This is a genomic window from Streptococcus sp. CP1998 (genome assembly GCF_041026655.1).
Lineage (GTDB): Bacteria > Bacillota > Bacilli > Lactobacillales > Streptococcaceae > Streptococcus > Streptococcus dentalis.
In genome coordinates this window covers 1,626,583-1,650,200 of the sequence record NZ_CP163380.1, presented here as the reverse complement: position 1 = coordinate 1,650,200, position 23,618 = coordinate 1,626,583, and the positions used below count along the sequence as shown (strand labels likewise).

Annotated in this window: 19 protein-coding genes; 16 read left to right on the top strand and 3 right to left on the bottom strand. The window is 42.8% G+C overall.

Going from position 1 to position 23,618, the window contains the following annotated elements; genetic code table 11:
• Nucleotides 1-114 precede the first annotated feature (114 nt).
• From uvrA to nusB, 5 genes are all read left to right on the top strand, one after another.
• The gene (gene uvrA / locus AB4X21_RS08365; RefSeq protein WP_369087799.1) at nucleotides 115-2,940 is read left to right on the top strand and encodes an excinuclease ABC subunit UvrA; all 2,826 of its coding nucleotides are present in this window, start codon (nucleotides 115-117) and stop codon (nucleotides 2,938-2,940) included.
• On the top strand, nucleotides 2,937-4,004 hold the full coding sequence (locus tag AB4X21_RS08360; protein ID WP_369087798.1) for a M24 family metallopeptidase: 1,068 nt from the start codon (nucleotides 2,937-2,939) through the stop codon (nucleotides 4,002-4,004). Before uvrA ends, AB4X21_RS08360 begins: the two co-directional genes overlap by 4 nt.
• A 290-nt stretch (nucleotides 4,005-4,294) precedes the next feature.
• Entirely contained in the window at nucleotides 4,295-4,855 is a 561-nt protein-coding gene (efp, locus tag AB4X21_RS08355) for an elongation factor P (RefSeq protein WP_003005479.1), read from the top strand.
• Nucleotides 4,856-4,891: 36 nt separating this feature from the next.
• Nucleotides 4,892-5,281, top strand: coding sequence for an Asp23/Gls24 family envelope stress response protein (locus AB4X21_RS08350; RefSeq protein WP_003005404.1), 390 nt, complete (start codon nucleotides 4,892-4,894; stop codon nucleotides 5,279-5,281).
• Nucleotides 5,274-5,705 carry a transcription antitermination factor NusB gene (gene nusB, locus AB4X21_RS08345; protein ID WP_003013313.1) on the top strand — a complete coding sequence of 144 codons (432 nt, stop codon included), beginning with the start codon at nucleotides 5,274-5,276 and terminating at the stop codon, nucleotides 5,703-5,705. Before AB4X21_RS08350 ends, nusB begins: the two co-directional genes overlap by 8 nt.
• A gap of 71 nt (nucleotides 5,706-5,776) precedes the next feature.
• Here the strand turns inward: nusB and AB4X21_RS08340 are convergent, their stop codons facing one another.
• On the bottom strand, nucleotides 5,777-6,742 hold the full coding sequence (locus AB4X21_RS08340; protein WP_369087797.1) for a LacI family DNA-binding transcriptional regulator: 966 nt from the start codon (nucleotides 6,740-6,742) through the stop codon (nucleotides 5,777-5,779).
• The gene (locus AB4X21_RS08335; protein WP_369087796.1) at nucleotides 6,723-8,177 is read right to left on the bottom strand and encodes a sucrose-6-phosphate hydrolase; all 1,455 of its coding nucleotides are present in this window, start codon (nucleotides 8,175-8,177) and stop codon (nucleotides 6,723-6,725) included. Before AB4X21_RS08335 ends, AB4X21_RS08340 begins: the two co-directional genes overlap by 20 nt.
• Before the next feature lie 377 nt (nucleotides 8,178-8,554).
• Between AB4X21_RS08335 and AB4X21_RS08330 the strand changes: the two genes are divergently transcribed.
• From AB4X21_RS08330 to AB4X21_RS08295, 8 genes are all read left to right on the top strand, one after another.
• On the top strand, nucleotides 8,555-10,474 hold the full coding sequence (locus tag AB4X21_RS08330; protein WP_003008594.1) for a sucrose-specific PTS transporter subunit IIBC: 1,920 nt from the start codon (nucleotides 8,555-8,557) through the stop codon (nucleotides 10,472-10,474).
• A 159-nt stretch (nucleotides 10,475-10,633) separates the two neighbouring features.
• Entirely contained in the window at nucleotides 10,634-11,533 is a 900-nt protein-coding gene (gene scrK / locus AB4X21_RS08325; protein WP_003016958.1) for a fructokinase ScrK, read from the top strand.
• A 247-nt stretch (nucleotides 11,534-11,780) separates the two neighbouring features.
• Nucleotides 11,781-12,191, top strand: a complete 411-nt coding sequence (locus AB4X21_RS08320) for a peptide deformylase (protein ID WP_003013493.1) — start codon at nucleotides 11,781-11,783, stop codon at nucleotides 12,189-12,191.
• 135 nt (nucleotides 12,192-12,326) lie between these two features.
• Nucleotides 12,327-12,773, top strand: coding sequence for a MarR family winged helix-turn-helix transcriptional regulator (locus AB4X21_RS08315; protein WP_037606939.1), 447 nt, complete (start codon nucleotides 12,327-12,329; stop codon nucleotides 12,771-12,773).
• Nucleotides 12,770-14,572 carry an ABC transporter ATP-binding protein gene (locus AB4X21_RS08310; protein ID WP_369087795.1) on the top strand — a complete coding sequence of 601 codons (1,803 nt, stop codon included), beginning with the start codon at nucleotides 12,770-12,772 and terminating at the stop codon, nucleotides 14,570-14,572. Before AB4X21_RS08315 ends, AB4X21_RS08310 begins: the two co-directional genes overlap by 4 nt.
• A complete protein-coding gene (locus tag AB4X21_RS08305) occupies nucleotides 14,565-16,325 on the top strand; it encodes an ABC transporter ATP-binding protein (RefSeq protein ID WP_369087794.1) in 1,761 nt (586 codons plus the stop codon). The genes AB4X21_RS08310 and AB4X21_RS08305 overlap by 8 nt, the downstream gene beginning before the upstream one ends.
• Before the next feature lie 405 nt (nucleotides 16,326-16,730).
• Nucleotides 16,731-17,246: a phosphatase PAP2 family protein gene (locus tag AB4X21_RS08300; protein WP_369087793.1), complete on the top strand. Its 516-nt coding sequence runs from the start codon at nucleotides 16,731-16,733 to the stop codon at nucleotides 17,244-17,246.
• Nucleotides 17,247-17,329: 83 nt separating this feature from the next.
• Complete coding sequence (locus AB4X21_RS08295) at nucleotides 17,330-17,956, top strand: GNAT family N-acetyltransferase (RefSeq protein WP_155172473.1); 627 nt, start codon at nucleotides 17,330-17,332, stop codon at nucleotides 17,954-17,956.
• Between the two features lie 348 nt (nucleotides 17,957-18,304).
• On the opposite strand, the gene queG is transcribed toward AB4X21_RS08295, so the two are convergent.
• Complete coding sequence (gene queG / locus AB4X21_RS08290; protein WP_320911209.1) at nucleotides 18,305-19,444, bottom strand: tRNA epoxyqueuosine(34) reductase QueG; 1,140 nt, start codon at nucleotides 19,442-19,444, stop codon at nucleotides 18,305-18,307.
• Nucleotides 19,445-19,559: 115 nt separating this feature from the next.
• On the opposite strand from queG, the gene manA reads away from it, so the two are divergent.
• The 3 genes from manA (at nucleotide 19,560) to AB4X21_RS08275 (ending at nucleotide 23,590) form a co-directional block, all read left to right on the top strand.
• On the top strand, nucleotides 19,560-20,504 hold the full coding sequence (gene manA, locus AB4X21_RS08285; RefSeq protein WP_155126490.1) for a mannose-6-phosphate isomerase, class I: 945 nt from the start codon (nucleotides 19,560-19,562) through the stop codon (nucleotides 20,502-20,504).
• A gap of 126 nt (nucleotides 20,505-20,630) precedes the next feature.
• Complete coding sequence (locus AB4X21_RS08280; RefSeq protein ID WP_320911210.1) at nucleotides 20,631-21,371, top strand: MerR family transcriptional regulator; 741 nt, start codon at nucleotides 20,631-20,633, stop codon at nucleotides 21,369-21,371.
• A 374-nt stretch (nucleotides 21,372-21,745) separates the two neighbouring features.
• Nucleotides 21,746-23,590 (top strand): APC family permease, encoded by a 1,845-nt coding sequence (locus AB4X21_RS08275; protein WP_155126493.1) that lies wholly within the window; start codon nucleotides 21,746-21,748, stop codon nucleotides 23,588-23,590.
• Nucleotides 23,591-23,618: the final 28 nt, after the last annotated feature.

Sequence of the window (23,618 nt, the reverse complement as noted above, 5' to 3'; positions counted from 1 at the left end):
CCCCTTGTTTTTTTACACCTTAACATTATATCAGAAAAAGGACGGTTTTGGATAAAAGAATACTAAAAAATTTGTTATAATGGAGGTTAACAAAAAGGTGATTAGAGTAAGAACATGCAAGATAAAATTGTCATTCATGGGGCACGCGCCCATAATTTAAAAAATATAGACGTGGAAATTCCACGGGACAAATTGGTCGTGGTGACGGGTTTGTCTGGTTCTGGAAAGTCCAGTCTGGCCTTTGATACTCTCTATGCAGAAGGCCAGCGCCGCTACGTGGAGAGCTTATCGGCCTATGCCCGGCAGTTCTTGGGAAATATGGAAAAACCAGATGTGGACTCCATTGACGGCTTGAGTCCAGCTATTTCCATCGACCAAAAAACGACCAGTAAAAACCCCCGTTCTACAGTGGGGACGGCAACAGAGATCAATGACTACCTGCGCTTGCTCTATGCGCGTGTAGGGATGCCTTATTGTATCAATGGGCATGGAGCGATTACAGCTTCTTCGGTTGAGCAAATTGTCGATCAAGTCTTGGAATTACCAGAGCGCCAACGCCTGCAAATTCTAGCTCCTATTATTCGCAAGAAAAAAGGCCAGCACAAGAATATCATTGAAAAAGTCCAAAAAGACGGCTATGTCCGGGTGCGGGTCGATGGTGAGATCTATGATGTGACAGAGGTTCCAGAACTGTCTAAAAGCAAGCAGCACACGATTGAAGTGGTGGTGGACCGAATCGTGATCAAAGAGGGCATCCGCTCGCGGCTCTTTGATTCGATTGAAGCAGCTCTTCGGATTGCGGATGGTTATGTGGTGATTGATACCATGGATGGCAAGGAATTGCTCTTTTCTGAGCATTATGCTTGTCCAGTCTGTGGCTTTACCGTTCCTGAGTTAGAACCCCGCCTCTTTTCTTTCAATGCGCCTTTTGGATCTTGTCCAGACTGTGATGGGCTGGGCATTAAGCTAGAGGTGGACTTGGATTTGGTGGTGCCAGATGATCGCTTAACCCTTCGCGAAGGAGCACTTGCTCCTTGGAATCCGATCTCTTCCAACTACTATCCACAGATGTTGGAGCAGGCCATGATCCATTTTGGCGTTGATATGGACCGACCTTTTTCCGATCTTTCTCAAGAAGAAAAGGACTTGGTCCTCTATGGTTCAAACGGGAAGGAATTCCACTTCCACTATGAAAATGAGTTTGGCGGGGTTCGGGATATCGAGATTCCTTTTGAAGGGGTCGTAAATAACATTCACCGTCGTTTCCGTGAGACCAATAGCGATTTTACCCGCAACCAAATGCGTTCTTATATGAACGAATTGACCTGTGCGACCTGCCATGGCTACCGCCTCAATGACCAGGCTCTTTCTGTTCGTGTTGGTGGGGAGAAGGGGATGCATATCGGGGAAGTGTCGGATTTATCGATTGCGGACCACTTAAAAGCCTTGGACCAGCTGGTCTTAACGGACAATGAAGCCACGATTGCAAGACCGATCCTAAAAGAGATTAAGGATCGCTTGACCTTCTTAAACAATGTGGGGCTCAATTACTTGACCCTGTCACGATCGGCTGGGACCTTATCAGGTGGAGAAAGCCAGCGCATTCGCCTGGCAACCCAGATCGGTTCCAACCTCTCTGGTGTCCTTTACATCTTGGATGAGCCGTCTATCGGCCTCCATCAAAGGGACAATGACCGCCTGATTGCCAGTCTCAAGAAGATGCGCGATTTAGGCAACACCTTGATCGTCGTCGAACATGATGAAGATACCATGAGAGAGGCAGACTACCTGATCGACGTCGGCCCAGGTGCCGGTGTCTTTGGTGGAGAGATCGTTGCAGCAGGAACTCCAAAGCAGGTGGCTCGCAACAGCAAATCCATCACTGGCCAGTATTTGTCCGGCAAGCGCAAGATTCCGGTTCCGACAGCGCGCCGTTCGGGGAATGGTCGCTATATTGAAATAACAGGAGCCAGTGAGAATAACTTACAAGACATCACAGCGCGCTTTCCTCTGGGCAAATTTATCGCAGTCACTGGAGTTTCCGGTTCTGGAAAATCAACCTTGATCAATGGCATCTTGAAAAAAGCCATCGCTCAAAAGCTCAACCGCAATTCGGAAAAACCAGGGAAATACAAGACGATTCAGGGGATTGAGCATATCGATCGCTTGATCGACATTGATCAAAGCCCGATTGGTCGGACTCCTCGTTCTAATCCAGCGACCTATACAGGCGTCTTCGATGACATTCGCGATCTCTTTGCTCAGACCAATGAAGCCAAAATTCGGGGCTATAAAAAAGGCCGCTTTAGTTTCAATGTCAAGGGCGGGCGTTGTGAAGCCTGCTCAGGAGATGGGATCATCAAGATTGAAATGCACTTCTTGCCAGATGTCTTCGTTCCTTGTGAGGTCTGCCATGGACGTCGTTACAATAGTGAGACCCTCGAAGTCCACTACAAGGAAAAAAATATTGCAGAAGTGCTGGATATGACGGTCAACAAGGCAGTTGAATTCTTCAAGCACATTCCAAAAATTGAACGCAAACTCAAGACCATCCAAGATGTGGGCTTGGGCTATGTAACACTAGGCCAACCAGCGACTACTCTTTCAGGTGGGGAGGCGCAACGGATGAAGTTGGCTTCTGAATTGCACAAGCGCTCTACAGGAAAATCCTTCTATATCTTGGATGAACCAACGACCGGACTCCATACCGAAGACATTTCTCGCTTGATCAAAGTCTTAGAGCGGTTTGTGGATGATGGCAATACGGTCCTTGTGATTGAGCACAATTTGGATGTCATTAAGACAGCAGACCATATCATCGATTTAGGACCAGAAGGTGGTGTCGGTGGTGGAACCATTATTGCGACCGGAACACCAGAAGAAGTAGCAGCAAATCCTGCTAGCTACACAGGACAATATTTGAAAGGAAAATTACAATGAATCAACGGATCAGCAACTTAAGAAACAAAATGAAAGCCCAAAACCTCAAAGCGGTATTGATTAACAATTTGAAAAATGTTTATTATTTGACCAATTTCTGGGGTTCAAACGGGACCGCTTTGGTGACAGAAGAACGCGTGGTACTCTTTACAGATTCGCGCTACACCATCCATGCCCATGCGACTTGTTTCCCCTTTGTAGAGATTGTGGAGACCCGCGATGAGTTGACTGCAGCTGCAGAGATCGTTAAGGACCTTGGCATCAAAGAACTTGGTTTTGAGGACGAAGTGACGGTAGCCTACCATGCCCGTATGGCTTCTGTTTTCAGTGGGATTAGCCTTCAATCCCTAGCGAATTTTGTCATGGAATTGCGCTTGATTAAGGATGAAACAGAGATTGCGGCCATTAAAAAAGCTTGTAGCATCTCTGACCAAGCCTTCCGTGATATTTTGGATTATATCAAGGTAGGGAAAACGACAGAGTTGGAAGCAGCGACTTTCCTCGATTTTAGAATGCGGGAGTTGGGAGCTTCTGGTGTATCTTTTGATATTATCTCGGCAGCTGGTGAACGCTCTGCCATGCCTCACGCGACTCCAAGTGATCGGGTGATTTCAGCAGGAGATGCTTTGACCCTTGATTTTGGTTGCTTGTATAACCACTATGTCAGCGATATGACACGGACTATCTATGCAGGACATGTCAGCGACAAGGAAAGAGAAATTTACGAAACCGTTTTGAAAGCCAATCAAGTCTTGATTGATGCTGCTAAAGATGGACTTGGCTTCCGTGATTTTGATAAAATCCCACGTGATGTGATCGTGGCAGCCGGCTATGGTCAATACTTTACTCATGGAATCGGTCATGGGATTGGGCTAGATATCCACGAAGAACCATACTTCAGCCAAACGTCTAAAGAAGCGATTCAAGCAGGGATGGTCTTAACAGATGAGCCAGGTATTTATATCGAAGGTCTCTCTGGTGTGCGGATCGAAGATGACCTCTTGATCACAGAAATAGGCTGTGAAGTCTTGACCCTTGCTCCTAAAGAATTGATTGTCCTATAAAATATACGTTTCTCTTAACTTCTGTTTAAACAGAGATGTGAAGAGAAGACTATGAAATGAATTGTAGAGGAATTCTTCTCCCAGACATCTTATTTGGAGCCCTATCCATTTTGGTATAGGAACTAACAGAACAAAACACGAAAGAAGCAAGGGGTAATTTGGATGTGGATGGATCAAGGGCGATCCATAGCAATCCTTTCTTCTCCAAAAGAGGTAATTGCTGTTTGAGAAAAATCAAATAGTGTGTTACAATAAAGAGTAATCTATTTTTAAAAAAGAGGTAATAAAACATGATCGAAGCAAGTAAATTGAAAGCTGGTATGACTTTTGAAACAGCTGATGGAAAATTGATCCGCGTTTTGGAAGCTAGCCACCACAAACCAGGTAAAGGAAACACTATCATGCGTATGAAATTGCGTGATGTCCGTACTGGTTCAACATTTGATACAAGCTACCGTCCAGAAGAAAAATTTGAACAAGCGATTATCGAAACTGTTCCAGCTCAATACTTGTACAAAATGGATGATACAGCCTACTTCATGAACACTGAAACATATGACCAATATGAAATTCCAGTTGTGAATGTAGAACAGGAATTGCTTTACATCCTTGAAAACTCAGAAGTAAAAATTCAATTCTACGGAAGCGAAGTCATCGGTGTAACAGTTCCTACAACTGTTGAATTGACTGTTGCAGAAACTCAACCATCTATCAAAGGTGCTACAGTGACTGGTTCTGGTAAACCTGCTACAATGGAAACTGGTTTGGTCGTAAACGTTCCTGACTTCATCGAAGCTGGACAAAAATTGGTCATTAACACTACTGAAGGAACTTACGTTTCTCGTGCATAAGAGACATCTCAGGGTGTCAAATAGAAAGGAACTTCTATGGCAACTGAACAATTTGGTGACATCGTTATTGCACCACGTGTATTAGAAAAAATTATTGCGATTGCGACAGCAAAAGTAGAGGGTGTCTATTCGCTTGAAAACAAGAGTGTTTCAGATAGCTTATCCAAACGTTCGCTTGGACGTGGCGTCTACCTTCATACGGAAGAAGATGGTCAAGTTTCAGTAGACATCTATCTCTATTTAGAATATGGAGTGGCTGTACCATCTGTCGCTGTAGCCATTCAAAAAGCGGTCAAGTCAGCAGTTTATGATATGGCAGATGTAACCTTGGATGCTGTCAACATTCACGTTGTTGGGATCGCAACGGAAAAATCTCCAAAACCAGACTTGAAAGATTTGTTTAATGAGGACTTCCTCAATGACTGATGAAATTTTATTAGAATCACGTCGAGATTTGCGCGAGCGCGCCTTCCAAGCCTTGATGGCCTTGGAATACGATGGAGACATTGTTGAAGCTTGTCGCTTTGCTTATCTACATGATAAGGACCTAGCAGAAGACAAAGAAGTCGATCTTCCTGCCTTTCTCATGAATCTCGTGACGGGCGTCTACCAATCCAAAGATCAACTGGACCAACAAATCGGTCAACATTTGAAAACCGGCTGGACTGTTGAGCGCTTGACCTTGGTAGAGAAAAACATCCTTCGTCTGGGAATTTATGAAATAACAGAGTTTGATACACCACAGATCGTCGCAGTCAATGAAGCGGTGGAATTGGCCAAGGCCTTTTCGGATGAAACCTCTTCACGATTTGTCAACGGTGTCCTCAGTCAATTTGTGACAGAAGAATAAGTAAAAAGAGCCTACAGGCTCTTTTTTTGGTAAAAAATATCCCCACGGTTTCTACTGAGGGGATATTGCTTTTAGACACTTTTTCCAGAGTGGAGACTAACGGGCAAGAAATAACCGGTAGTCGCTACTTTTTTTCCTTCGATCTTTTGGAGTAAAAGATCCACCATGAGGATAGCAATGTCTTCGAGGGGTTGTTGGATGGTTGTCAGTTCAGGTGTATAGGTTTCGATGAACTGGGTTCCATCATAACCAATCACTTTCAAATCCTGAGGAATCTGAATATCTAATTCTCTAGCGACTTTCATGATCAAGATCGCCGTCAAATCATCGGAGGCAAAAATGGCATCTGGTTTGTGGTGGATTAAAATCTGTTTGATTTCCATTTCTTTGCGAATAGGGGAGAAATCACTGGAAACATTAATGATCATGGACTCAGGTAGAACCGATGCAAATCCCGCATGACGCAAGCCTGTTGGGGAGTTGGAGTTGTCATTACCTGTGATCATGATAATATTTCGGGCTCCAGTTTTTGCTAAAGTTTCTGCTGCAAGCACCCCGCCAGCGTAGTTGTCTGAGGAGACAACCGGAATTTCTGGGGAGAGGTTGCGGTCAAAAGCAATGATAGGAGCAGTTACCCGGTTGTAATCTTCAATGCCCAAATTATGACTTCCTGAAATGATGCCATCTACCTGGTTGGCCTCCAACATCTCAATATATTCGCGCTCTTTTTCAGAGTCGTGTTCACTATTGCAGATGATGGTTTTATAGCCGTGTTTAAAGAGTTGGTGCTCTAGTTTGTCGATTAATTCAGCATAGAAAACATTGCTGATGTTGGGAAAAATCAAGCCAACTAACTTGGCTGATTTTCCTTGGAGGCTACGAGCAACATTGTTAGGTTTATAGCCCAATTCTCGCATGGCTTCTTGGACTTTTTGGATCGTTTTTTCAGACAGGTATCCTTTTTTATTGATAACCCGTGAGACAGTAGTAGGGCTGACACCGGCGAGTTTGGCGACATCAGTTAGCTTTGCGACCATAATCAAGTTCGTAGTAAGTTCCAGTAGGGGTTCCAGACTTGATCAAGATTCCATTTTGATCCGCATGTGGGTAGACCCGACCAGAAAATACTTTTTCTCCTTTATTGATAAAGATTTCAAATATCGAATTGTCAATGAAAATATTAGCGGTTGTGGCTTGGTTAGCGATTGGGCAGCTACGGCTCGTACCGAATTCTTGGGCATATTGCTCACCAGCCTGGCTACGATCCACTGTGACCAATCCCTTAGCCAGATCAAATGTGAGAGCTAAGCCCTTCCCTTCTGCATCGGCAAAGAGGACGATTTCGTTCTGGCTATCTTTTTCAAACTGCAATTCCAATTCATAGCAGTTCTTGCTTTGAGCCTTGTTGGCAAATTCTTCACTCTTAGCGCGCAAGTCCTTGATCGCTTCAACTGGGTATTGGTAGAGCTTGCCATCTTTGATGGTTAATTCTTTGACCAGTGAGAGAGCACCTTGGTAGTCATAGGAATCCGTTGGATAAGAAACGTCTGGAAGACCTAGCCAGCTAACAGCATAGGCACGTCCATCGGGTGCATTAAATCCTTGAGTGGCATATGCTTCAAAACCATAGTCAAGATTATGCAATTCAGATACATCAATCATTTTGGCCTTTTCTGGGTCAAAGCTTGCCCCGATCTTGTACATATTTGGATAGATATTGTCATAATCGAGAACGGATTTATCTAAGCCTTGAGGGCAGTAGAGGAGAACGGGTTGGTCTCCTACAAAGACTAGGTTGGGACATTCCATCATATAAGCTGTCCGATCGTTTGCAAAATCCAAGTCACCGACTGCAACCCAGTTGGAATAGTCGTTATCTACAGCCTTATAGAGACGGATGAATCCTTTCTTCTCAAGGTCTTGACCACCAACGATAGCATAGAATTGACCTTTGAAATTAAAAATCTGTGGATCACGAAAGTGATCCGTAGAGTCAGCCGGTTGATCAATCAAGATTTTGTCAATTTTTTCAATCTTGCCGTCTTTATCCATCAAAGCACCGACTTGGTAAGGATGACGAACCCATTCTGCATCACGAACATTTCCGGTGTAGAATAAGAATAGTTTGTCACCAAACTGCATGGCTGATCCGGAATAAGCTCCATGGCTATCCAGATCTGTGTCTGGAAGAAGCGTTACACCAGTTTCTTTGAAATGAACCAAGTCTTCACTTTCTGTTTGTACCCATGATTTTAACCCATGGGCTGCACCAAATGGGAAATTTTGGTAAAACAAGATCCATTTTCCATCAAAGTAGGAAAAACCGTTAGGATCATTTAAGAGACCAGCTTTTGGCTCAACATGATAGTGTGTATGCCAAGGAGATTTGGCCATATGATCTTGGATGGCTTGCTTTTCCTCTTTTGTCCAGTCTTCGTAACGTCTGTAACGACGTTCAGTTGTCCATTCCATTTTATTCCTCCGAATTTTTTCTTACTTCCATAGTACCGATTTCCTATTAAAAATGCAAGCGATAAATGAAAAAAATGGCAAAAAATGTCAAACGATTGACAGCTATTTTGCAGCCTGAAGAAAAGAGGAGAAGTTGAAAATTTATGAAAATATGAAAGAAAATGAAAATAAAAGTCTGATTTAAAGTGCTAAAAAGCGTAGTACAGGCCTGTTTTAAAATGAAAATAGTTTCATACTGTCAAAAGGTGTCAAAAAGTCCAAAAAAGTTTCAAAAAAATCCTGCAAAACGCTTGACATATTTTCAATACGTGGTACAATTAAAAACGTAGAAACGATTTAACCGTTTACATTACAAAAAATAAGGAGATTTTTGCAAAATGTCAAATACAGAAATTGCAAAGCAGGTCATCGATGCAATCGGTGGGGTTGAGAACGTTAGCAGTGTTGCTCACTGTGCGACTCGTCTTCGCGTGATGGTAAAAGATGAATCAAAAATCAACAAAGATGTTGTTGAGAACATTGAAAAAGTACAAGGTGCTTTCTTTAACTCAGGTCAATACCAAATCATCTTTGGTACTGGTACTGTAAACAAGATCTATGATGAAGTAGTAGCTCTTGGCTTACCAACATCATCAAAAGATGAAATGAAAGCAGAAGCCGCTAAACAAGGAAACTGGTTCCAACGCGCGATCCGTACCTTTGGAGACGTTTTTGTTCCAATTCTACCAGCAATTGTTGCGACTGGATTGTTTATGGGGATTCGTGGTGCCATTGCTCAAGACCAGGTTTTGGCTTTGTTTGGCACAACAGCAGATGCATTTAAATCTACTGATTTTTATACCTATTCAACAATTTTAACTGATACCGCGTTTGCCTTCTTCCCAGCCTTGATTTCATGGTCTGCATTCCGAGTATTCGGAGGAAATCCTGTTCTTGGGATTGTAATTGGTTTGATGATGGTTAGTCCGACACTTCCAAATGCGTGGGTTGTAGCGGAAGATCCTTCTAAAGCAGCAACATACTTTGGTATCTTCCATCATGTGGTTGGATTCCAGAACTCAGTTCTTCCCGCTTTCTTCGTTGGTCTAATTGGTGCGAAACTTGAAAAGTGGCTCCATAAGAAAATTCCAGATGTCTTAGATTTGTTATTGGTTCCATTATTCACATTGACAATCATGTCATTCCTCGCTTTGTTTATTATTGGTCCATTCTTCCACAGTATCGAAGAATATGTACTAAATGTAACTAAGTTTATTTTGAATTTACCATTTGGTCTTGCAGGTCTTCTTATTGGTGGCGTTCATCAGTTGATTGTCGTTACCGGCGTCCATCATATCTTTAATCTTCTTGAATCACAATTAATTACTGCAGATAAAAAAGATCCATTTAATGCAATTATTACAGCGGCTATGACTGCACAAGCTGGAGCTACTTTAGCAGTGGCAGTGAAATCTAAATCTCAAAAAGTGAAAGCTCTAGCATTTCCTGCAACTATCTCTGCCTTGTTAGGTATTACTGAGCCTGCAATCTTTGGTGTAAACTTGCGTTATGTGAAACCATTCGTTATTGCTTTGGGAGCAGGTGCAGTAGGTGGTTGGATTGCATCTATGTTAAATCTTGCTGGTACAGGATTTGGTATTACAATTATTCCAGGAACGCTTCTCTATCTAAACGGTCAATTATTGAAATATGTATTTATGGTTGTATTTACAACTGCCCTAAGTTTCGGTTTGACTTATATGTTTGGTTATGAAGATGAAGCTTCATCAGTTCCTGCAGAGGACAAAGAAGCAGAAGCTATTATTGAAGAAGAAACAACTGGAGCTCTTCCAGCATCTCTTCAAGACGAAACCATTATCTCTCCGATCGTTGGTCAAGCTGTTGCTTTGTCTGATGTGAATGATCCTGTCTTCTCAAGTGGAGCGATGGGACAAGGAATTGCCATCAAACCAACTGAAGGCGTTGTCTATGCACCAGCTGATGCTGAAGTAACCATTGCTTTTGCAACTGGTCACGCTTACGGTTTGAAGACCGCTAATGGTGCTGAAATCTTGATCCACGTTGGGATTGATACCGTATCAATGAACGGTGAAGGATTTGATCAAAAAGTAGCTCAAGGTGATAAAGTGAAAGCTGGTGATGTCCTTGGTACATTTGATGCAGCGAAAATTGCCGCAGCTGGTCTGGAAGACACAACTATGGTGATCGTCACTAACACAGCTGACTATGCTTCTGTCACACCTGTTGCAACTGGATCTGTTGCGAAGGGTGATGCGATCATCGAAGTCAAAGCTTAATCGAAACAATAAGTTTTCAAGGACTGGTCTATCATCTCCAGTCCTTGAATTTTATTTCTCAAAAAAAGTGTGTTTTTTCTTTAGAGAAGAGAAAAAGATTGACTACAAAATATGCTATAATAAATACAGGATATTTTTCATAATAAAAAAGGAGCCAACATGACAAAATTATATGGAAGTTTGGAAGCTGGCGGTACAAAATTTGTTTGTGCGGTTGGTGATGAAAACTATAATGTTGTGGAAAAAGTACAATTTCCAACAACCAAGCCAATTGAGACGATTGATAAGTGTATTGAATTTTTCTCAAAATTTGAGGATCTAGTTGGGCTTGCGATTGGTTCATTTGGACCAATTGATATCGATCCAAATTCAAACACTTATGGTTTCATCACAACGACTCCAAAACCAAATTGGGCCAATGTAGATATCGTTGGGGCCTTCCGTCGTGCCTTGAATGTACCTATCTATTTCACAACAGATGTGAATAGTTCTGCCTATGGAGAAGTGGTCGCACGCAACAATGCGGGTGGTCATATCGAAAACTTGGTTTACTATACAATCGGAACAGGAATCGGAGCTGGTGTCATCCAACGTGGTGAGTTTATCGGGGGAGCTGGGCACCCAGAAATGGGACACTACTATGTGGCCCAACACCCAATGGATGTGGAAAAAGAATTCAAGGGTGTTTGTCCTTTCCACAATGGCTGTTTGGAAGGTTTTGCGGCTGGTCCTAGTCTCGAAGCTCGTACGGGTATTCGTGGGGAAAACATTGAACTCAACAGCAATGTATGGGATATTCAAGCCTACTACATCGCACAAGCAGCAGTGAATGCGACAGTTACCTTCCGCCCAGACGTCATTGTCTTTGGAGGAGGAGTCATGGCTCAACAACATATGTTAGATCGTGTTCGCACGAAATTTACTGCCCTCTTGAACGGTTACCTCCCTGTACCTGATGTGAGAGATTATATTGTGACACCTGCAGTTGCCGGCAATGGTTCAGCGACCTTGGGGAACTTTGTCCTTGCAAAAGAAGTGAGCGAAAAGCTTAAAAAATAAGCAGCAATTGTCTCTTAGAGGTTAGAAACAAGAGCGAGGAGGCTGGGACAAAAGTCCTAGCCTCTCAATTATTTTTGGATTGTCGAGCAAGACGCAGTGGTTGAGTGGGCTCTACTACGCTAATTTCATCAGCTTTTACAGCCCTACTCAACTGTGCGGAGGTGGGACGACGAAATCGAATTCTAACGAATTACCGATTTCTGTCCCACCCTCTTCTTTCGTCTATCTATCAAGAAGTGAGGAAGGAATGAAAAAGAATATTGTAAAAGATGTCTTATTCTTGGGTCAAAAGTCAGAAGAAGCGACACCTGAGGATCGCACCTTGGCTTTGGATTTGCAGGACACCTTAAATGCTCATCTCCTTGAGTGTGTCGGTTTAGCGGCTAATATGATCGGGGTGAAAAAACGGGCGATTATCATTCGAATGGGAAGTGAAAATCTGGTCCTGTTTAATCCGGTTCTCCTTGAAAAGAAAAAGCCTTACCAAACAGAGGAAGGATGCTTGTCCTTGATGGGGTGTCGGCCGACCACTCGTTATGAGGAGATTTCAGTGGCCTATCGAGATGTGAATTGGAAAGCAAAAACAATTCATTTGTCAGGCTTCCCGGCCCAGATCTGTCAGCATGAAATGGATCATCTAGAAGGCATTATTATCTAAAGATGAAGGATGGAGTCGATTCGGCTCCATTTTTTTAGTTCTTATGGAAACTTTTTCTTGACAGGGATCTTTTTTGTGTTAAAATAGTTCTCATAGTAACTTTAAAGTTCTTAAGAGAACTATTTGGAGGAAATGATGGACAAACCTTTACTAGAATTTAAAAAGATCGGCCATCTCATTCACCTCATGGTAGAAAGAGAGGCCAAGAAGCAGGGGCTTGAATTTAGCGCAGGACCACAAGGTCAGGTATTGAGCTTCTTATCTCATCGTGAAAAGGAGGGAAAAGTGACCTTGATTCGGGATGTTGAGCAGGAACTTCATATCGCAAAATCAGTGACGAGTAACCTGATCAAGCGGATGGAGAAAAATGGCTTTATTTATTTAGAGCCTAGTCCGACCGATAAACGGGCCAAGTATATCTACCTAACAGACAGTGTGAAAAACAAGTTGAATGACATGAAACAATTCTTTGAGGAAGTGGACCAGAAGATGATGGCTGGTGTATCAGAAGAAGAATTGGCCATCTTTTTCAAGGTCATGCATCAATTTTATGAGAATATGAAAAAAAGGAGCGAGGAATGATCAATATATTTCGGCGGTTAACCGCCAAAGAATGGGGCATGATTGCCCTTAGTACGGTCTTTATCTGTCTGGCTGTTTGGATGGATTTAAAGACTCCTGAATACTTATCCGATATCACGACCCTCTTAGCTAAGGATGGGACTAAGGTTTCTGATATCATGGATCCGGGAAGCAAGATGTTGCTCTTCTCTTTTGGAAGCTTTTTGATGGCAGTTTTTGTGGGCTTTTTGGCTTCAAGAGTCGCTGCCAGCTTTACGACGCGACTTCGAGGAGATATTTTCCATCAAGTGATGGATTACTCTGATGCCGAGATCAAGAAATTCTCCGTTCCCTCTCTCTTGACCCGGACGACCAACGATTTGACTCAATTGCAAATCATGATTGTCATGGGGATGCAAGTTGTGACGCGTGGTCCCATTATGGCGATTTGGGCCTTAACCAAGATTTGGGGGAAGAGCAGTGCCTGGACAACGTCTGTTGGGATTGCAGTCTTGATGGTCTTGATTCTTCTTTCTATTCTGGTTCTTATTGCCTTTCCACGTCAGCAAAAGGTTCAAGGTTTGACCGATGCCTTGAATGCGACGACACGGGAGAGTTTGACTGGGGTGCGGGTCGTTCGTGCCTACAATGCTGAAGCTTATCAAAATGAGAAATTCCAGGCTGAAAACAAGGGCTTAACCCGTCTAAATCTCTTTGTTTATCGGTTGATGTCTTTGATGAACCCGGTTATGACAGTGGTATCAAGTGGGTTGACCCTTGCTATCTACTGGATTGGGGCGCACTTGATCAATGATATCGCCATGCCAAAAGATCCCACAAAGATCTTCACCAGTCCTGCCTTAGCGGATCGGACCAAGGTCTTCTCCGATATGATCACCTTCTCCTCTTACGCCATGCAGGTTGTCATTGGCTTTATGATGATGGTAGCCATCTTGATTATTCTTCCTCGTGCACTAGTATCCGCGAAACGGATTAATCAGGTCTTGGCTCTAGAGCCGTCTGTTGATTTTCCATCTGAGTCCAAGACTGAGTCTGGAGAAAAAGGAAGTGTAGAATTTCAAGATGTTTCCTTCCGATATGGAAGGACTTCTCGTGCGGTGATTGAACACGTGACCTTCTCAGCTCAGAAAGGACAAACCGTTGCTTTCATTGGATCAACTGGTTCTGGGAAATCCACTTTGGTCAATTTAATCTCACGTTTTTACGATGCGACAGAAGGAAAGATCTTAGTGGATGGGGTCAATGTCAAGGACTATAGCCACCAAGAATTGAACAATAAAGTCGGCTACATTCCACAAAAAGCAGTGCTCTTTAGTGGCACGATTCGCTCCAATATGGAATTTGGAGAAAGTAGTCAAGGAAAATTAGAGGATGAAGCCATCTGGAAAGCTCTTGAATTGGCCCAAGCTAAAGAGTTTGTGGCCGCAAAAGAAAAAGGCTTGGATACAGAAGTAGCGCAAGGAGGAAGCAACTTCTCTGGCGGTCAACGTCAACGCTTGGCCATTGCGCGTGCCCTTGCACGCAAGCCCGAGATCCTCATCTTTGATGATTCCTTCTCAGCCCTGGATTACAAAACGGATCGTATCTTGCGACAAGCCCTAAAAGAAGAGTTGGCAGATACGACCAAATTGATCGTTGCCCAACGGATTTCGACCATTATGGATGCAGATTTGATTTTGGTCTTGGATCAAGGGAAGGTCGTCGGTCAAGGTACCCACAAGGAATTGCTTGCGACTAATGAAGTCTATCAAGAAATTGCCTATTCACAATTGTCTAAGGAGGAGTTGGAACATGCATAAAACAAAACAAGATTCGTCCCTTTGGAGACAACTTTCTCCCTATTTGAAGGGCTTCCACCTATTTTTCCTAGTTGCTATCCTCTTTTCGATCGTATCGAGTATTATCACGGTTATTGGACCGGATAAGTTAAAAGAAATCACGGATACCATCACAAAAGGGATGGGAGGAGCCATTGATATTGACAAGATCACTTCGATTGCCCTGACCTTAGCCATCCTTTATGGAGTTGGAGCACTGGTGTCCTACAGCAGTAGTTTCATTATCTCAACGATGATTCAGCGCTTCGCAGAACGCTTGCGCAATGCCATCGCTGAAAAGATCAATCGTGTACCTCTCCAATATTTTGATAGCCATGAACAAGGAGATACCTTGTCTCGTGTGACCAATGACGTGGATTTGATGACTCAATCCTTTAACCAAAGTTTGGTTCAAATGGTCTCCTCTATTGTCTTATTGATTGGCTCCATCTTTATGATGTTTAAGACGGACTGGCACTTAGCTTTGACCGCTATCCTTTCCGTCTTTGCAGGCTTTGCTCTTTCTAGCATTATTATGGTCAAGAGTCAGCCTTTGTTTAAACAGCAGCAAGATAATCTTGCTAAAGTTTCAGGCTATGTTGAAGAAATCTATAGTAGCCACAATGTTGTCATTTCCTATAATGGCCGTCATCAGGCCAAAGATCATTTTGATACCATCAACCAAGATTTGTACCATAGCATGTGGAAATCCCAATTCTTCTCTGGGATCATGATGCCCTTGATGCAGTTTGTAGGGAATTTCGGCTATGTCATGGTCTGTATCGTTGGGGCTGTCCTCACCATTAATGGGGATATTACCATCGGGACTATTGTGGCCTTTATGACCTATGTCCGCATCTTTACCCAACCAATTGGTCAAATGGCCCAAGGAATTACCCAATTGCAATCAGCCAGTGCTGCTATGGGGCGTGTCTTTGATTTCTTGGATGAAGAAGAAATGGAAGACGAATTCCAAAAAACTCGTCAATTGGAAACACCAAAAGGTCATGTCAAATTTGAGCATGTTCGTTTTGGCTATTCACCAGACAAGACTATTATCCATGACTTTACAGCTGAAGCGAAGCCTGGACAGAAGGTGGCTATTGTTGGTCCGACAGGTGCTGGTAAGACCACCATGGTCAATCTCTTGATGCGTTTTTACGACATTCAAGCTGGTAAAATTTCCATCGATGGTGTGGATACTAAGGCCATGAGCCGTGAAGAAGTTCATGATGCCTTTTCGATGGTCTTACAAGATACCTGGCTCTTTGAAGGGACTATCCGGGAAAACCTGGTCTTCAATCAAACCGATATTTCGGATGAAGCGGTCGAAGCAGCAACTCGAGCGGTTGGGGTCCATCACTTTATCCGGACCTTGCCGAATGGCTATGATACCGTGCTAGATGATTCAGTGACCTTGTCTGTTGGTCAAAAGCAACTCTTGACCATTGCGCGTGCCCTCTTGAAGGACGCCCCGCTCCTCATCTTGGATGAAGCAACCTCATCTGTCGATACCCGTACAGAAGAGCTGATTCAAAAAGCCATGGACAAACTCATGGAAGGCCGAACTTCCTTTGTCATTGCCCATCGCTTGTCCACTATCCGTAATGCGGATCTGATTCTCGTGATGAAAGATGGAAATATTATCGAGCAAGGCAACCACCAAGAACTCATGAGCCAAAATGGCTTCTATGCTGATCTCTATAATAGCCAATTCACAGAAGAAGTAGCGTAAAAATAAGATACAAAGGGCGTAACATACAAAGTGAAAAAATGAGAGTGGGACAGAAATCGGTAATTCGTTAGAATTCGATTTCGTCGTCCCACCTCCGCACAGTTGAGTAGGGCTGTAAAAGCTGATGAAATCAGCGTAGTAGAGACCACTCAACCACTGCGTCTTGCTCGACAATCCAAAAACAATTAAGAGGCTAGGACTTTTGTCCCAGCCTCATTTTTTTATCGATAATAGTAATGGAAAAGACGTTTCTTGGAGACAGAAAAATGATAAATCATCAGATTTTGAAGCTGAATAATGTGAAAAATAAGAAAGAAAGGATAAAACAGAAGCCTGGCTTGACAGGCTTTCTTAGGATCGCGTATACTAGTAGTATAAAATAAGATGAAAGACAGGAGGGCCAACATGATGCCCAATCTTCAAGATTATCCGAAATTTTATCGTTGGCTAATCTTGCCTTTTACGAGAAAACCAAATCGTGTGCAGGCCCTTCAAAGGATGAATCGAATCTTGACGCTCGCCATGCCAGTCATCTACAGTTTAGTCTTTTGTTGGCTGTTTTTAAAGAAAACTTCGATTGGAGGAATCTGGCCTTTTATCTGGATTCCTGCTTCTGGCTTTGTCTTGTTAAGCATCTTTCGCCATTGGGTTAATGTTCCGAGACCTTATGAGAAATGGGAAATTCAACCGTTATTAGAAAAAAATTCATCCGGACATTCCTTTCCCAGCCGACATGTTTTTTCGGCGACTATTATCTCCATGTGTGTCTGTCAGTTGTCGCTTCTGTTAGGAATGTGCTCGATGCTCCTATCCCTTCTGTTAGCTTTTGTCCGAATTCTCGGAGGGGTTCATTATCCTAAGGATGTCTTCGCCGCGTGGGTATTAGGACTCATCTGGGGCGAACTCTTTTTGCTACTTTAAATGAACAAATTTCTGAAAATTGACCTTTGTTCAAGAGCGAGTGATAGTGTATACTGGAAGGAGGACTTGAATGAGGAGAGAAGATGAAGTACAGAAAAGCAGAAAAAGCAGATCTGGATCAGGTGGTTCGAGTAGCCAGTACAGCCTTTGAGGACTATCTATTTTTAAAAGTTATCAAGGATTTGGTTCGGGATCTGAAACAATACCCTGTTTTTGTTGAAAAAATGATGCGCATCTTAGTAAGGATTTTTTTTAAGCACCATATTTGCCTTGTAGCAGAAAAAAATACTGAAATTTATGCAGTTGCCTTGTTGCAAAAGGGACCGATTCCTTTTCGGCTCTATCTTTTGAATGGAGGAATCGGGTTGCTCAAGTTTATCTCCTTGAAGAATATCTTGTCCTATTTGAAATTTATGGAGGACACGGATAAGGAATTGGAGCAAAATGTAGATTTTGATTGGTATTTGATGCTTCTCGCAGTCGCCCCTAAACACCAACGGCAGGGCTATGGCAGTCGCTTTATGACAGAAGGAATTGAGCCTTTCTTGGAAGAGATCCAAGGAAAAAAACTAGCCTTTTATACCAATACCAAAGGAAATGTCTATTTTTACACGAAAAATGGTTACAAGGAAGTCTATTCAAGTGAGATTAGCTTTAATCAAGTAGAGATGGGTAGTTGGTATTTCTTGAAGGAACTAAAAAAACACTAAGGATACAACCTTAGTGTCAGCTTGATGACAAAGTCATTTTAGAAACTTTCCTTAGGTGAGTACGGACGACAGCGAACTTCGAAGAAGTTCCATGACTTAGTTTTGAGCCCCTTCGCTTTTCAATTTTTGGACTCTGGCTAAAACAGTTCCCCGAACTGTTTTACTCTCAAAACTCCCGAGCTCTTGAAACTGAATAGTTTCAAGAGCTTTTCTCACGTCGGAAAGTTTCAGTTGATGATTGAATAATTCTAACGAATAATTTTTTTTATTTTTACAGAAGTTAATAGATTTGTATAAAATAGCAATTTGTATACGCCCTCACACTAAGGTTACAACCTTAGTGTTTTTTCATTGTAGTTCTGGATCAGCTCGAACACCGAATTTTTCAAAGAAAGCAGTTCGTTCTTCTATGATAGCGTCCGTCGGATGTTTGATATTCCGTAAGAGCTCAACAAGGTCCGGCGTGACTTCACGAAGCAGTTGCCCTAAAGACCAGATAGCTGTTGCAATATGGATCTGATTTTGTGAAGTTTCGATGATGTTCAGGAGCTTAGGGATGGCCGAGCGGTCATTGGCATTGGCTAATGCAATGATGGCATTGCGCTGGAGGATATTCTTGCCTCGCCAACTTCCAGCAACGTTCCCGAATTTTTCTTTAAATTGTCCGTTGGATAGTTCTATAAAGGGAATCAACTCTGGATGAGCTAGATCAGGATCGATTTCTGTTGCCAAGGGATTATCTAACCCTTTGTTATAAGGGCAACTAATCTGACAAATATCACATCCATAGATGACCGTTTTAATTTTCTTACGAAATTCTAGGTCCATCATGCCCTTGTCTTGGGTTTGGAAGGACAAACAGCGTTTGGCATTCATAGAGCCATCCCCGATTAAACAGGAGGTTGGGCAAGCATCTAAACAACGCCGACAGTCTCCACAACCATAGTCGACAGGCTGATCTGGTTCGATTTCGAGGTTGGTAATCAATTCACCCAGAAACATGTAAGAACCGAATTCTTTTGAAATGACCAAACCATTTTTTCCGATGAAGCCAATCCCAGCTCGTCGGGCGACAGCCGTATCAACCAGTGCTCCAGTATCGACCATGCCCTTGTATTCAAAATCCTGCGTCATTTCTTCAATCCCAGCAGCTAAGCGGTTGAGCTTGTCTTGAAGGACATAATGGTAGTCTAATCCCCAGCTGTTGGGTGTGAATTTTCCTCTTTTATAGGCAGTTTTTTGAGGTTGTTGCTTGAGTTTGTGGGGGTAGGCGACAGCGATTGAGATGATGGTCTTTGCGGAGGAGAGACTTAATTTGGGTTGGATGCGCTCTTCAATATTCTTATGCTCGAATCCAGAATTCCGTCCTTCCTCAACGGCCAAGCGGAGCGATTTTTCCAAATAAGCGAAGTCATCAGCAGTTGTAAATCCAATTTTTGAAATCCCAATAGAATGCGCCAGTTGGATAATGTTTTCTTTTAGTGTCATCCCCTTCATTATACACAAAAATAAAGTTTCTGGCGAGAGAGGAAAATAATAGAAAGGGCTTTCAAAAACTTTCTTTTTTTTGTATAATAGAAACATGAAATGCGAGGAGGATATTATGGGACAACCATTATTTTTACATTCAGTCATGCAGGAAAAAATTTGGGGAGGAACTCGTCTGAAAGAAGAATTTGGTTACGAAATTCCGAGCGACCATGTCGGTGAATTTTGGGCGATTTCAGCCCATCCACATGGAGTTTCTAAAGTAGCCAATGGTCCATACGAAGGAATGGGATTGGACCAGCTCTATCAAGAGCATCGGGAATTATTCGGGAATCGTAAAGAGCCTGTCTTTCCTTTATTAACAAAGATTTTGGATGCCAACGATTGGCTCAGTGTACAGGTGCACCCAGATGATACCTATGCAATGGAACATGAAGGAGAACTTGGAAAAACTGAGTGTTGGTATGTGATTGCGGCTGATGAAGGATCTGAGATTATCTATGGACACAATGCCAAGTCAAAAGAAGAACTCCGCCAGCAAATCGAAGATAAAAACTGGGATGCCTTGTTAACAAAGGTTCCTGTCAAGGCTGGAGATTTCTTCTATGTGCCAAGTGGGACCATGCACGCCATTGGTTCTGGAATTTTGATTCTTGAAACCCAACAGTCGAGTGATACCACCTACCGGGTTTATGATTTTGACCGCAAGGATGCTCAAGGAAACTTGCGGGAACTTCACTTGGAAAAATCGATTGATGTGTTAAACATCGGTGAGCCTGCCAATAGCCATCCAGATACAGTTGTCATCGATGACCTTCGAATGACCACCTTGGTTGCCAGTGATTTCTTCACTGTTTATAAGTGGGAACTGACTGGAAAAGCTGATTTTGAAAAGACTGCTGATTACAGCTTATTGAGCGTCATAGCCGGAGAAGGGAAATTGACGGTAGATGGAAAGGATTATCCTATTCAAAAAGGAAGCCACTTTATCCTACCGAGCGATGTTGAATCTTGGACTTTGGGAGGGCAAGGTTTAGAATTGATCGTGAGTCATCCATAAAAAGAAAGGGTTTGAGTTAAAAGTTGTGAAACAACTCAAGCCTTTTTTATCTGAAAACAATTATTATGTTAAGTCTTGACTCTGACCTAAGGGGAGGGATTATACTATCCTTGTAAGGAGGAAATCATGTACCATATCAAAGAAGCTGCAGAGCTGTCGGGTGTCTCTGTCAAGACCTTGCACTACTATGACAAGATAGGACTTCTCGTCCCTGTGAAATCTGAAAATGGTTATCGGACATACAGTCAAGAAGATTTAGAACGATTACAGGTGATTCTCTACTACAAGTATCTAGGATTTTCCTTAGATCAAATAGCAGAACTCTTGGCCGAAGAAAAATCTAACTTATTGCCCCATTTGACCAAACAGTTGGACTATTTGACTCAAGAAAGACAGCGTCTGGATACCTTGATTTCTACCTTGCAAAAAACTATTCAAGAACAAAAAGGAGAAAGAAAAATGACTATTGAGGAAAAATTTACTGGATTTAGCTACCAAGATACTCAAAAATACCAGCAAGAGGCGGTAGAGAAGTACGGTCAAGAAGTCATGGATCAAGCGCTTGAACGTCAAAAAGGTCGAGAAGAGGAGGCGACAGGAGCCTTTAATCAAGTTTTCCAAGTCTTGGCGAAAAACCTCCAGGCTGGTTTGCCAGTAACAGCATCGGAAAACCAAGATCAAGCCGCCAAACTTTTAGATGCGATTCGAACGTATGGATTTGAATGCTCTATAGAGGTTTTTGGCCATATCGGCAAAGGCTATGTCTATAATCCAGAATTCAAGGAAAACATCGACAAGTTTGGAGCTGGCACAGCCCAGTACACTTCGGATGTCATTTCCTTTTATGTCGAAAATCAAGCAAAATAAAAAAGTGAGAGTGGGACAGAAATCGGTAATTCGTTAGAATTCGATTTCGTCGTCCCACCTCCGCACAGTTGAGTAGGGCTGTAAAAGCTGATGAAAACAGCGTAGTAGAGCCCACTCAACCACTGCGTCTTGCTCGACAATCCAAAAATAATTGAGAGGCTAGGATTTTTGTCCCAGCCTCGTTTTTTGCTTGAATTAATTTGAAAAGAAGCGGACCGATCTAAGAGAGGTTGGATAAATGAACACAATGAAAACTTTATGAATATTTCACAATTTCAGTTGACAGTCTTGAAAAAAAGGAGTAGAATAACCCCTGTTTTATGAAAAGAGGCAGGGAATTCCCGGCCTCATGAACTTTTTTCAAGGAGTTTTTTATGTTTTCAACATTGAAAAAATGGTTTATTGGCCGTCCGTTGAAATCTGGTGCAGAAGGTGAAGGCGGATTGCTAGGGAAAATGCAGGCCTTGGCTATGCTCTCTAGTGACGCGCTTTCTTCTATCGCCTACGGTCCAGAGCAAGTTATCCTGGTCTTGATGACCGTTTCAGCGGGAGCCATTTGGTGGTCTATTCCAATTGGGATTGTGGTCCTGGTTCTCCTAGCCAGTTTAACGATTTCTTATCGCCAGGTCATTCATGCCTACCCCCAAGGGGGAGGAGCCTATATGGTAACTACGGAGAACTTGTCTCCGAAAGCGGGTTTGATCGCTGGTGGTAGTCTCTTGGTTGACTACATGCTGACAGTAGCAGTATCTGTGTCTTCCGGTGCAGATGCCATTACGTCAGCGATTCCATCTCTTCATCCTTATAATCTTCACATTTCCATTTTGTTGGTCTTGATCTTGATGTTGATGAACCTTCGGGGACTGCGCGAATCGGCCACATCATTGATGATTCCGGTTTACCTTTTCATTGTCAGTACTATTGCCTTGATCGGCTATGGTGTGATCCAAATCTTGACGGGTCACTTAGCCTATAACGCAACTGCTCATGTGGGTCAAACTATTTCAGGGGTTAGTGTCATTCTCTTGTTGCGGGCCTTTACGAGTGGATCGGCTTCACTAACAGGGGTTGAAGCCATCTCCAATTCGGTTCCTTTCTTTAAGAAACCAAAAGCAAAGAATGCAGCCTCTACCTTGACCATTATGGCTTTGATTTTGGGGATCATGTTTGCAGGGATTACCTTCCTCAATTACTGGGTGGGTGTCGTTCCGACAAAAGGGGTAACGACTCTAGCCCAAATGGCCCAAGCTATCTTAGGGAATTCCCCAGTCGGACAAGCCTTCTTTTATGTCTTCCAATTATCAACAGCCTTGATCTTGGCAGTTGCGGCTAATACTGGCTTCTCCGCCTTTCCAATGTTGGCCTTTAACATGGCTAAAAATAAATACATGCCCCACATGTATATGGAAAAAGGGGATCGTCTGGGCTATTCTAATGGGATTTTGACCTTGGCGATTGGTGCGATCGTCTTGCTCTTGATTTTTGATGGACAAACAGAAAGCTTGATTCCGCTTTATACCATTGGGGTCTTCATTCCTTTTGCACTTTCTCAAACAGGGATGGTGATCCACTGGAAACGCCAATATCAAAAAGGATTTCTTAAGTATTCGCTTGCCAATATCCTGGGGGCAGCCATCTGTTATGGGATTGTCTTGATCCTCTTATTATTCCGTTTGCGTGAGATCTGGCCCTTCTTCCCTATCATTGGTCTCTTGCTTTGGATGTTCTTGAGCATCCGTAATCACTATGATAAAGTTGCGGCCCAATTGCGCTTGGGAGGTCAGATCGAAAAGACAAGTTATGCGGGCAATACCGTGATTGTCCTTGTTGGGAATGTCACTCAGGTAAGTGTGGGAGCTATGAGTTATGCAAACAGCCTAGGAAACGATGTTGTAGCCATGCACGTCTCAACGGAAGAAACCAAGGCCAAAGATGCTGAGGTAGCAGAAGAATTTAAGCATTATTTCCCTCATATTCGCTTTGAAAATGTCATGACGAGTTACCGGGATATTATCCAGCCAACGGTTGAATTTGTTGCGAAAGTAGCTGAGGAAGCTAAGAAAAAGGGGAATACCGTTACAGTCTTAGTTCCTCAATTCATCCCTAAAAAACATTGGCAAAATGTTCTCCACAACCAGATGAGTTTGAAATTGAAGTACGCTCTTCGTTGGCATGAAGAAGTGGTTGTAGCAAGCTATTCTTACCATTTGTCTGAATAAACATCGAACAAAGAAAAGATGTCTGCTT